The sequence below is a fragment of the Acetobacter fabarum genome (assembly GCF_029069195.1).
GTDB classification, from domain to species: Bacteria; Pseudomonadota; Alphaproteobacteria; order Acetobacterales; family Acetobacteraceae; genus Acetobacter; species Acetobacter fabarum_A.
In genome coordinates, this window is record NZ_JARDYK010000023.1 from 1 (window position 1) to 12,072 (window position 12,072).

The window sequence follows — 12,072 nt, forward strand, 5'->3', positions numbered from 1 at the left end:
CTGGCTCTCAGACAGCATAAACACATCACTCACACGCCCACCCTCCATCGGTAAGCCTGTGAATCACAACAACACATTCAGTTCAATAAATTAATAGGTCCTGAGCCTAGGTGAAACCGGAAGGCCGAACTCCGCGTTCTTGAAGTTCAGCAGTACGCCAGCCGAAGCCGGGTAATATTTTTACGCTGCTATGGACCAAATTCTCATGGCCGCGTAATTTGTGAAACCCGGTCCCCGCCAACCTTGGGACTGTTCACATTGCGTACTCCAGCATAAACTGTTCAGGGTTCAAGATATTGTCGCTACGTCTTCTGCTTTCTTCCCTGAGCCTTGTTGCCCTTCCGGCACTGTACCTCGCGCCATGCAGTCGGGCGGCCTCTGCTGAGTCCACGCCTTTCGCGTTCCAGCACACCTCTCTCGATGCAACAGGCGAACACCCTGAAATCTGCCTGCATTTCAATCAGAATCTGAACGCACGAGAAACAACAACGCTGGCCCATTCGGTCCATCTCTCACCCAAAAGCGCCTTCACGCCCCGTGTTGAGAATGACACATTCTGCCTTGGCAGGCTTGCCTTCGGGCAGGGTTATACAATGAAGGTCGACCCGGATTTTACTTCAGCCGATGGCCAGCGCCTTGCTGCTCCCCTCACGCTCGGCGCCCGTTTCGGGCGTCGTGATGCGCGCGTCGGGCTGACAGGAGATGGCTTTATCCTGCCCGGGCGCACGACCGGGCACACGCCTGCCCTGGCTATTGAAACTGTTAACGTCTCCGCGGTTCGTCTCCACGTCTTTCGGGTCGCTGCATATCAGCAATTCCCCGGCACAGGTCATATCGACAGCACACTTCCCGATCTGAATCAGACCAGTTTTGACCCTTATACGTTCCAGAACCTGCTGGACACGACCATGCGTGAAATCTGGCATGGCACCATGGCTATCGATCATGCTCCAGACCAGTCTGTGACAACCGGCTTCCCGCTGGCAGAGACAATTGGCGCAGGACAGAACGGACTTTATCTGGTGACGGTTGAAGACGCCGCAACACCGCCCGCAAAAAGCCCCGTGGAAACCGCGCTTAAACGCGGGAGCACCAACACCGATCCACTGCAAGGCAAGCCTATTTCTGCCCACTGGGTCAATCTGAGCGACCTTGGCCTGACCATGCTGCGGGGTGAAGACGGGCTAACAGTCAGTGCTCGTTCCCTGATGAGCGGACAGCCTACTCCTGACGTCACGCTGACACTGCGCGCCCGTGATGGCGGTACTCTGGCAACAGTCACAACGGATGCGGGTGGCCTCGGGCATTTTGATGCCCCCCTGCTCCGTGGTACCATGGCAGACCGCGCCTCGGTCCTGCTGGCCAGCAAGGGGGAGGATTTCGGCTTTCTGCATCTTGACCGGCAATGGTTCGATTTTTCAGAACAGCATCTTGAAGGAGCAGTCAGCCCGTTTCAAGGGAACAGTCTCGCACTCGTGCAGCCTGACCGCGGGATCTACCGCCCCGGTGAGAGCGTGCATCTCCTCACTCTTCTGCGTGACCGGGCAGGACAGGCTATTCCAGACGCCCACCCGGTTCTTGTTCTGTACCGTCCCGATATGATGGAAGAACGGCGCATTCCGCTTACAGGTGCGGCAGAGGGCGGCTACGCCACAACCCTGCCCCTGAGCGCCAGCGCACCCGCGGGCCTGTGGCGGGCCGATATTCTGCTCGACCCTTCCCTGCCTGCCATCGGTTCGGCCCGTTTCAGCGTTCAGGATTTCGTACCACCCAGTATCGAAGCCAGCTTCAGGCCACCCGCCTCCGCAATCGTCGGACAGACCGTTGTGATTGATGCCTCGGCACGTTTTCTCTACGGCGCACCCGGCGCGGACCTTAAAAGTGACAGCTCCTACAGACTTGTTCCCGCGACCGATCCAATCCCTGACCACATAGGCTGGGCTTTCGGGTTTGAAAACGAGGAGACACCATCAGCCAGCGGCGACATCAGCGCGGCTCCAACCGATCAAGAAGGCCATACGCAACTGACCTTCACGCCGGATATTCCTCAGGGCCTTACCCGACCGCTCGCCTTTGATATACGTGCCGGTTTTCTTGACCCCATGGGGCGGCGCGTGGGTGAGCACCTTACAATTCCCGTCCGCCGCACTGCACCGCTGATCGGCCTCCATGTCGCGACAGATGCCTCCTCCAGCATGGGCAGTGCGGTTATCCCCATCGACCTTGCAGGTTTCGCACCTGACAACAGTCCGGTTGCCATCGGCAAAATTCACTGGGCCCTGTCACGCGTCAACCATATCTATAACTGGTCCCACACGCCCGATAATGGCTGGACCTTCAGCAGCCACACCGTGGACGTGCCCATGCGCTCGGGCGATCTTGTAACAGATGCCAAAGGCACAGCGCGAATTATCCCAACGCTGGACTGGGGCGAATATCGCCTGAGTGCCGTCCCAAGTGAAAGTGGCAGCGTAACAGGCAGTTCACTCCGCTTTCAGGTCGGCTGGGGTGGAAACGGTGATGCCAGCACACCGGACCATCTGCCGCTCAGCGTGCGCGATACCCATATCGTGTCAGGCGGCAGTACGGTCATCCACATTGGTGGCGGTTTTTCCGGACAGGCCCAGATAACGCTTGCAACAGACCGTGTGCTGAATACACGCTTTGTGGATATTCCAAAAGAAGGGCTCGACGTGCCCGTAACCGCCACACCGGACTGGCATTCCGGCGCCTATGCACTGGTCACACTCTATCGTCCGCTCAACAGCGCCTCCGGCCTGCGCCTGCATGACCCTGTGCGGGCGGTTGGTGTCACGTGGATTGGTGTCAATCAGGACACACATCGGCTGAACGTAACGCTTGATGTGCCCGGCACGGTTACGCCGCGCCGTCGCGTTACCATTCCCGTGACCGTTCAGGCCAGTCAGGGTCTTCCGGTGGGGCAGGTGCAGGTCGCCGTGTCCGCGGTCGATCAGGGGATTCTCAACCTCACGCATTTCACGCCGCTCAACCTGTTTGATGCCCTTTACGGTCGCCCCCGTCTTGGGCTGGACATGCTGGACAACTACGGGTCTCTTCTGCTCAGTGATGCGAAAAATGGCCAGATCCGCTCTGGGGGGGATGCAGCATCAAATGGCAGCAGCGCGGACGGCCCGCCCGTGCGGACAACGGAAAGCGTCGCACTGTTCGATGGTCCAGTCGCACTCGACAGCACCGGGCACGGCACCCTCTCGTTCGATGTGCCGGATTTTGATGGCCAGCTTCACCTGATGGCCTCTGCCTGGAGCAAAGATGCCGTTGGCAACGCGCAGGCAGACATCACAGCACGAGACCCGGTTTTCCCCGATCTGGGATTGCCACGGTTCCTCGCCCCGGGGGATACGGCACAGGCACAGGTCTCCATCATCAATGTTGATGCGCCATCGGCACCTTACGAAGTCCAGATCACCACGGATGGGCCGCTCCGTGTTCTTGGCTCCGGCACACTCAGTGCCCCTGTCAAACCCGGTGGGCGCGCTGACCTGCGTGTTGCACTGGCGGCCACCCCCACCCTGCCGGACCGTACCGCCATTGCGCATGTCCATCTTACATTACGCCGGTCCGGCTCACCAAAAGCGCTGCTGACGCGAAGCTGGCCCATCGGCATCAGGCTGGCGCATGTTCCGCTGACCGTCAGCCGGACTGCACCCCTCCCACCCGGTAGCCACAAGACATGGGACCACACGGAACTGGCGGGCTTCAACCCGGCAGATACGCGGATAACCCTCAACATCTCCGCATCGGATGGCCTTGATACAGTCGGGTTGCAAGAATCCCTGCAATCCAGCGTCTGGGGGGATTCTGACACACTGGCAGCTCAGGCCCGTGCGCTGCTGCAACAGGGCAACCCGGCCCTCTCCGAGACTCACAACCCCAGAGACACTCGGGGCAAATCCATCCAGTCAGCCATCAATACGCTTTTTGATCGCCAGAACCCGTCAGGGGAGATTGGCCAATGGGATCGCTCCGATGGCCTCAGTCTCCCCGATGATCTGGACTATCTGGCCGATTTCCTGATCCGGGCAAAAGCTGCGGGCTACACCGTTCCGGAGGACCGGCTTGGCCTGCTGCTCGACCATATTGAAAGCGAGCAACTCCAGTCTCAAGACGTCTATGCTGAAGAGCATGACAGTGAAAGGCAGACAGAACAGCTGAATACACGCGCTTACGCGGCGTACGTGCTGGCCCGTGCCGGTCGCCTCCACCCTGATGCAATCCATACTCTCGCGGCCTCGCTTGTCGCGCGGCAGGATGGTACCCGTGTCAGCTATGTCTGGGCTGGCACGGCAGGCTTCAATGCACAGGCCTATCCGTTGGCCCTTGGGCATCTTGCTGTCGCACTCGCGATGGACGATGCACCGCAGGACAACAGCGCGACATCGCCAGAAGTACTGCTGGACGCAGCCATCTCCGCACTCGGGCCGCCCCGCATCGGAAAGCCGGATCTCTGGGATTACAGATACTGGACCTACGTGCGCGATCTGGCCGGGCTTGCTGCCCTGACCGCCGAAGCGCATGACGACCGGCGCACCCACCTGCTCATCGGGCGGTTTGGCAAGCTGATTCTGTCGCCTGATACGCTGACAACCGCAACCAGAACGGCGCTACTCGAAGCGGCCAGCACTCTGAACAAGGATACTGACGGACAGAGTGTGCGTGTACAGGGGCGCCCCAACACCACGCCGCTACGCCTGCCGCTTACCTATCCGTTTGATTCCGCCACACTCGGAAAAGGTCTTTTGGTCGAAAATACCGGCAGGAAGATGCTGTTCAGCACCCTGACCTTACAGGGTGAGCCAGCCGGGAATGTCAAACCTCTCACCAACGGACTGACACTGGCCATGCAGGGCTTTACCCTGACTGGCCAGCCATTTGACCTGACACACATGCAACAGAACGACCGGTTTATCGTCAGTCTCAAAGGCACGGCCCTCCATCCCGGTCATTATCTGGTGGGCATTACCAGCCTGCTTCCTGCCGGATGGGAAATCGAGAGCATTGTGTCTCCTGAGGATGCCGCATCTGACGACCATGACGGGAACAACGACGACCATGACGGGGACAACACTGAAAACGACCGCACGAACCCCCCTTACGCTTTTCTGGGCACACTCAGCAACACCGAACATGCTGCCGCGCTGGATGATCGCTTCACTGCTGCGGTGCGCTTCACAACGCAGTCTCCAGACCTTGCAGCGCGGAGTTTCCATGTCGCCTACATCGTCCGCGCCATTACACCGGGCCACTTCACTCTGCCAGAAGCGATGGTCAGCGCCCGGAGTCTTCCGAGCCTGATGGCTCGCACGGCATCAGGGACTGTCGAGATCACCGCACATTGAGGGCCCCCCTCCACCTTGCCAGAAACTGTACATTCGGCCTGCTGCTCACCAGCCTCATTCCGGCTGGTCTGCTGGTGGCCGACCGTCTTAATCCGCCAGACCTGCATCGGGCCAAGCAAGCCGCCCTTCTTGTTCAAGCCCGCGACCATACGCTGCTTGACGGCCATACAAGCCGCGATGGCTTCTGGCGCCTGCCGGTTGAAAGCCAGAATGTTGACCCGACCTATATAAAACTCCTGATGGTGACAGAAGATCACCGCTTTGAAAGCCATCCGGGAGTTGACCCGCAAGCCCTTGCGCGCGCCATCTGGCAATTGGCCCGGCGTGGCCATATTGTCTCGGGTGGTTCCACGCTGGCCATGCAGGCAAGCCGCCTCCTTACCCCGCACCGTCATACATGGGGCGGCAAGCTGCGCGATATCCTGCGCGCCCTCCAGCTTGAATGGCGCTTCGGGCGCCGGGGTGTATTGAACCTTTACCTTACGCTGGCTCCTGAAGGCACGAATATCGAAGGCATCCGTGCGGCATCCCTGCTCTATTTCGGACATGAGCCCAGCCATCTGACACCTACCGAGGCCGCGTTTCTTGTGACTTTACCCCGGCGGCCCGCCGCACTCCGCCCGGACCGCCATCCTGAGGCCTTGCTGAACGCTGCGCACCGCACATTGCAACGCGCCACGTTATTACAGCCTGTTGCATGGCCAACACCAGACACACGCGGCGTACCGCATGACGCCCCTGAACTCGCCGGTCATTTTCTCAGCGCAGGGCGCAACGGTGTGGTAGTGACAACGCTTGATGCAAGGCTCCAGCGCAACGCACGGCAGGTCCTTGCCAGCCATCCTGCCCCGCTGCGCGGAACATTCGCAGCACTGATTGTCGACCACGCACGGCAGATCATTGCATGGGTCGGAGGGGCCGAGCATAAGGCTCCGGGCAATGCGATAGATGCTGTTTTAACGCCTCGCTCTCCTGGTTCCACACTCAAGCCGTTTGTCTATGGCATGGCCTTCGAAAAAGGCTGGATGACACCCCACACACGTGTGCGCGATAGCCGACTTGCCATTGGCGGCTATGCCCCCAAGGATTTTGACCATGTTTTCCGGGGTGAAACCACTGTAAGTGAAGCCCTTCAGCTTTCACTCAATGTGCCTGCCATTCAGGCACTGGAGCGGGTTGGCCCCTCCCGGTTCATGGACCGCCTCTCCGCCTGCGGTGTGCGGTTGCGACTGCCAGAAAACCCGAATGGCACACAAAGTGCACCGAGCCTCGCGATCGTTCTCGGGGGAGCAGGCATCTCACTCCATGACCTGACAATGCTGTACGCGGCACTCGATCATGATGGTCACGTCGCCCCCCTGCATCGTGAACCGACAGGTCTGAAATCGGCAGACCCTGCGCCCGAGACAACCCTACTGTCCAGCAGAGCAAACGCCGACATTCGCACAATCCTGCGAGGCACGGCTCCACCGGCTGGCGTCGCATCATGGGAGGGAGTTGCCTTTAAAACAGGCACATCCTATGGCAACCGTGACGGATGGGCGATGGCCTCCACCCCGCAGGCAACAGTCGGTGTCTGGGCCGGACGCCCGGACGGTACCGCCTCCCCCGGACTGACAGGACGGGATACGGCAGGACCAGTGCTGGCAGATCTCCTCTCTCTGCTTTCACCCCCGCATACATCAGTTCCGCCAGCTAGTGTCCAAGCTCATCGTGCTGTTGCAGTTCTGTCACCTGCCCTGCGCACCCTGCAACAACGGCAGGCACCGCAGATCATCTTTCCGCGCAATCATTCCGAAATTGAAAGCCGCTCTTCCGAGGGCACGATGCTTCCCGTCGGGCTGGAAGGCTCAGGCGGCCATCCACCTTATCATTGGTATATCAATGGCATTCCGCTGGATGTGCCGCCCGGTGCACAACCTTCCTGGACTCCCGATGCACCCGGCTTTGCCCACATCACTCTTGCGGACGCGCAAAACGCCCATGCGACTATTGATATTCGTATACGGTAAAATGGAACCCTCTTGCACTGCCAGTTTATTTTATAACAGGTTTTCCATTTTCCAGCCAATCAGCCTGATGTGGGCTAACATCGCTCACTACAATGCCACACCCGGCGCAGTAGGGTCGCGACTTCCGGTGCGTGACAGGCGATCTTCCGTCCCGTCCCGGCTTCCACAAAGGTAATCGCAAGCGCTGCCCTCGGCTCCGGAGCCACACTGTAGAGCCATTGTCGGTCGGGCGTGACATCACGGCGCAGGATGCCCCGCTCAAGAAATAGATTCAGATTGCGCTGGATAGACCCTTGTGAGGGAACGTGTCCCTGCTCCATGATCCGGCCGAGCGTTTTCCATATCTCCACCGCCGTCGCGCGTGGTCCGGCTTCCAGAATGCCATGAAACAGAATGTGCCGCAGATCGGTCATCTTGATGTAAGCCTCTTCGCTGCGTTGCCGGACGGTACAGGCGTAGAACCGGCTTCACTGCCTTCTTTCTGTCCCTGCAGATTGACCAGGGCGACCTTGAGGTAGCCAGCAGACCGCAGCTTATCCATGACACCCATCAGCGTGCCGTAATCGACCGTCCTGTCGGCGCGCAGGAAGATGCGTTCGTCCTTGTTGCCTTCCAGCCGTTCAAGGTGCAGCACGATGCGCTCCTTCAGGCCTTCGCTGTCATCGGGGATGTCCTGCGACCGCGCACGTTCCGTCTCGGCGGCCATGACCAGCGTGTGGGCGATGCCGTTCTGGCGGGTGAAGGCGCTCGCGATATGGCGCGGGACACCGCCCGGACCGATGCTTACGTGACATCACGAAGACAGAGGAAAAAGGTAGAGATGCTGTTCGTGCATCTCAAACGCATACTCAAACTGGATCGACTGCGATTACGAGGCCCAAATGGCGCCAGAGATGAGTTCCTTTTCGCAGCAACCGTCCAGAACCTGCGTAAAATGGCAAAGCTGATACCAGTCATCTCCCTCCAGAGGGCCACCTGAAGGAGACAGGCGCAGCAAACTTCTCACAAGCCCAGATCCGCTCGACACAGCAAGCGACTTTTTCAACAGAATTGGGGGGAGAACGGACTATCAGCCGTGGAATTAATTTCATACATGGCAGACATTTTTCCGCCTATGAGCAAGGACTTGTTTGGTAGCCTTTCTGAATTATTGAGCGAAAGATAGCGTACAAAAAATGAAGAGACTGTTCTAAACAAGTGTTTGCGAAGTGGGTTACAGGAGAAACCCTTAAAATATAATCTTGATATTGCGCGCAAATTTTGATACAAAAAGAGGATAATATTTTTGCCGCGGCCATTACAAGCATAGTGATACAAAATCCACTAGCGGGCTGTTTTATAACAGATCTATTTTTGTTCATCTGCCATAATAAGAAAATATGACATTCATCCTTTTAAGTAATTTGAGGGTGTTTTTTAGATTTTGGCGGATCATTCCATGTTTTTTAAACCTTTGAGCCTCTATGTCTGCATGGCATAGGGATGGAGCTATCATGTCTTTATCCAGACCCGTTAGAATTACTGCCTCTGTTGGTAAAGGTGGCACAAATCGGCAAGATGATGTTCTTGCCATTCAGGAACTGCTTAACAGCAACCTTCCGAAATATACCCCTCGTCTGCGTGTCGATGGTCTTTGTGGATTTCGTACTTTTGAGGCTATCCGTAAAATTCAACAAAATCTTGTTGGCATGTCTTCACCTGATGGCCGAATTGATCCGCGCGGCCCGACCTTGCGCCTGCTTAATGAGTCGAAATTATCGAGCAGTGTGAACAGAGTTACAACATTATCAGGGGTAAACGCCAAATCCTCTATTGCCAATTCATCGATTCCAACCGCTGTTATTCAGGCAGCTCAAGCAGCACAAAGAAAATGGAAGGTACCTGCATCCGTCACGATAGCCCAGTGGATGCTGGAAAGTGGTTCTGGGAAAAGGATGCCTTCCCATTCCAATAATCCCTTTGGGATAAAGGCGGGACGTGGACAGAGTTTTGTCATGGCCGGAACACATGAAGAAACCAAAGATCATAAGCTGGTTGCGACTATAGCGCCATTCCGGGTCTTTTCCTCCATGAATGAAGCCTTCGATCAGCACGGCCGTTTACTGGCGACACACCCGGCCTATAAACTGGCACGGCAGCATACGGATGACCCTGATGCTTATGCAGATGCCTTAACCGGCTCTTATGCATCAGACTTAAAGTATGGATCAAAAATTAAATCAATAATGAAACAAAATTTTTTATATAGATACAATTTATAAAAAACTAACTCATATTCCCGTAGTGAAGCATTTTGAAATTCTTTCAACAATTTTACTGTATTTATTTTTATATTCTTTTTTGTAAGTAAGTTCAAATATGTAAAACTGATCATTCCGAATAAATATTTTCCCGTAAAATTCCGTTCTTTCACCATCGTCTCCTGAAAAAACAGCCCAATCCTTTTTTATAACTTGGTAAGTAATTTTACCTTTCTGACCAACAAGATCTGCACTGTATGTCTTTAATGTATATTCAAGCGTCCAGTGCAGAACATCATTGTACCCTCCAAATACAGTCAGATCACCCCCGTCAGAGGCTAGAAATCTTTGCCCATCACTATTATCGGATTCGCCTTGTGGCTTTAACAGTCGGGAAGGGTAGCAAATCTGATATTGGAAACGGACATTGGCGTAAATTTCCCATCCATCATTCTCCTGTCTGGGTGAGGCGGATGCCAGATCAGGTATATGCAGGAACACGGCACACAGAGGCAGGAGAAATGTCTTTTGTTTAAAATAGGTCACATTTTTTCCAATAGTGCTGTAAATGGAAGGCGGAACATCAAACATGATAGCCGATATCGAAATCCTGCTCCATGAGATTTCTTTCCAATCTGATATCCGCGCTGCAGTAATTGCGATCGGCATTATTAAAGCCGTATGAATGTGCTCATCGTGAACTGTCCGCTATCAGCAAGGCGTCATTACTCACTCCATGTCGCTTATGTAGGCGACTGCCGCCTGTCTGCTTTGAAGTGCCCATTGGATGTTCTTTGCCTTAAACTCAACTGTCACAGGAACACTTCCATTGCCAGTCAACGAAATGATAGATGAGTTTTTGGACCAGATATTCCTGCTGATTATCCGGTTACAACTTTAATCTTTTCCTATATTGATCATAAATCTCTTTGATTGATGAAATGTTATCAGCTATATAAATATTTATCTATTGATTCAATAGTAAATGTGAAAAAGTAACACAATAATTCTGATACAGTGAAAGTTTTTCTAAAATTATTTAAAGAAAATTTGGTCATAAATATTGCGATAAAACTAAAAATTTTTGATGAATATCATAAAATTCGGAGAGATAATTGCAACACCTTTGCCACATCTTACACCTACCTGAACACTAATGCCCGATGCGCGGCAGTCCCAGCGGTAACACCGTCTGCCACGGCCCAACTCACACTATGCGGCACTCTGGCGATGTCACCAGCTGCGTAGATACCAGGCACTGTCGTCATGCGGTCTGCATCTGTGCGGATTGTCGGCCCAATGGGTCCATGATCAATAGTGATGCCTAGCTGATCGGCAAAGGAACTGGACAGAACGGATTGCGGCGTAAGGTAAAGTGCAGAGATTGCATCCCGTGTGCCATTCCGCAAAATGATAGTGGACAAGCCACCATTTTCTCCGGCCACCGCTTTGACGCATGCATCTTTCATCTTAACGCCTCGCTGAACGAGCTTCGCCTCAGTTTTCTCATCCAGTTTCGCGCCATTAAGGTAAAGCGTTGTTGGTCCCCAGTCAGCAATCAGAAGAGCTTGATGGACTGACACGGTACCACTGTGCAACACGCCAAGCGGCTGATTCGCGAACTCGATACCATGGCAATACGGGCAATGCAGCACCGTACTCCCCCAACGCTCTTTGATGCCGGGAATGGCCGGTAGTATGTCACGCAGGCCAAACGCGAGAATAAGCTTCTGTCCCTCTATGATCGTCCCGTCCGCCAGGGACACAGCAAAGCCGCTATTTACTGGGCGGGCTTTGATTGCTTCGCGCTCAATCAACACAACGGTAGAATAGGCAAGCACCTGGGTTCGCGCCGTGTCCAAAATAGCTAACGGATTGGTGCCGTCCTGCCCAAGAAAGCCATGGGAAGCCTTGGCATAGCGATTGCGTGGACTGCGAGTGTCCAAAATACAAACACTACGCCTGGCACGCGCAAGATATGTCGCGGCAGCCAGTCCTGCAAAGCTGCCACCAATAACGATAGCGTCATACTGCATGTTTGGTCTCCAGGGTGGGCGTAACGGTGCGAGAAGCAAAGCGGTTGTGGAATTCGGTACGAAGGTCGGCGAGCGTCACTTCTCCAAAGCGTGTGAGCAGCAGCGCCTCTGCCGCAGCAAAAGTATCGCCCAGCACAGCGTTAACGGCCTGTTCGACCAGGCAGCCCGGGGCTTCAGTCCTGTTGCCCATCGCCATAATTTCCGGTCGGCCTAGCGCATCGTAGATATCGCCTAGGGTCGTGGTGGCAAAGTCGCAAGTAATGGTCCATCCACCGCCATGTCCCTTCTCTGAATGAACTAGGCTCAGGACTCATTCTTTAAGATAGAAGATGAAGCTTGCTGCGATATGGATTGCGGACATGAAGGTGTGAGCGCAACGGTCATATCTGGTCGCAACACGTCGCCA

At 55.2% G+C, this 12,072-nt stretch carries 8 protein-coding genes and 2 pseudogenes; 4 read left to right on the forward strand and 6 right to left on the reverse strand.

What is annotated here, in order from left to right:
- Window positions 1-296: 296 nt before the first annotated feature.
- The gene (locus tag PY793_RS13815; protein WP_275178570.1) at window positions 297-5,378 is read left to right on the forward strand and encodes an alpha-2-macroglobulin family protein; all 5,082 of its coding nucleotides are present in this window, start codon (window positions 297-299) and stop codon (window positions 5,376-5,378) included.
- Window positions 5,375-7,390 carry a transglycosylase domain-containing protein gene (locus PY793_RS13820; protein ID WP_275178571.1) on the forward strand — a complete coding sequence of 672 codons (2,016 nt, stop codon included), beginning with the start codon at window positions 5,375-5,377 and terminating at the stop codon, window positions 7,388-7,390. Before PY793_RS13815 ends, PY793_RS13820 begins: the two co-directional genes overlap by 4 nt.
- A gap of 74 nt (window positions 7,391-7,464) precedes the next feature.
- On the opposite strand, the gene PY793_RS13825 is transcribed toward PY793_RS13820, so the two are convergent.
- Both PY793_RS13825 and PY793_RS13830 read right to left on the reverse strand, forming a co-directional pair.
- On the reverse strand, window positions 7,465-7,803 hold the full coding sequence (locus tag PY793_RS13825) for a hypothetical protein (RefSeq protein ID WP_275178572.1): 339 nt from the start codon (window positions 7,801-7,803) through the stop codon (window positions 7,465-7,467).
- A complete protein-coding gene (locus tag PY793_RS13830; protein WP_342803935.1) occupies window positions 7,800-8,096 on the reverse strand; it encodes a biopolymer transporter ExbD in 297 nt (98 codons plus the stop codon). Before PY793_RS13830 ends, PY793_RS13825 begins: the two co-directional genes overlap by 4 nt.
- A gap of 33 nt (window positions 8,097-8,129) precedes the next feature.
- Between PY793_RS13830 and PY793_RS13835 the strand changes: the two are divergent.
- Together PY793_RS13835 and PY793_RS13840 are read left to right on the forward strand one after the other, a co-directional pair.
- Window positions 8,130-8,369 (forward strand): annotated as a pseudogene (locus PY793_RS13835) (transposase); the annotation flags it as partial.
- 514 nt (window positions 8,370-8,883) lie between these two features.
- Window positions 8,884-9,651 (forward strand): glucosaminidase domain-containing protein, encoded by a 768-nt coding sequence (locus PY793_RS13840; RefSeq protein WP_275178573.1) that lies wholly within the window; start codon window positions 8,884-8,886, stop codon window positions 9,649-9,651.
- A gap of 9 nt (window positions 9,652-9,660) precedes the next feature.
- Here PY793_RS13840 and PY793_RS13845 read toward each other — a convergent pair whose 3' ends face one another.
- The 4 genes and pseudogenes from PY793_RS13845 to PY793_RS13860 form a co-directional block, all read right to left on the reverse strand.
- Window positions 9,661-10,299 carry a hypothetical protein gene (locus tag PY793_RS13845; RefSeq protein WP_275178574.1) on the reverse strand — a complete coding sequence of 213 codons (639 nt, stop codon included), beginning with the start codon at window positions 10,297-10,299 and terminating at the stop codon, window positions 9,661-9,663.
- A 473-nt stretch (window positions 10,300-10,772) separates the two neighbouring features.
- Entirely contained in the window at window positions 10,773-11,666 is an 894-nt protein-coding gene (locus PY793_RS13850; protein WP_275178575.1) for an NAD(P)/FAD-dependent oxidoreductase, read from the reverse strand.
- Entirely contained in the window at window positions 11,656-11,973 is a 318-nt protein-coding gene (locus tag PY793_RS13855; protein WP_275178576.1) for an Rrf2 family transcriptional regulator, read from the reverse strand. Before PY793_RS13855 ends, PY793_RS13850 begins: the two co-directional genes overlap by 11 nt.
- 3 nt (window positions 11,974-11,976) lie before the next feature.
- Window positions 11,977-12,072 (reverse strand): annotated as a pseudogene (locus PY793_RS13860) (IS5/IS1182 family transposase); the annotation flags it as partial.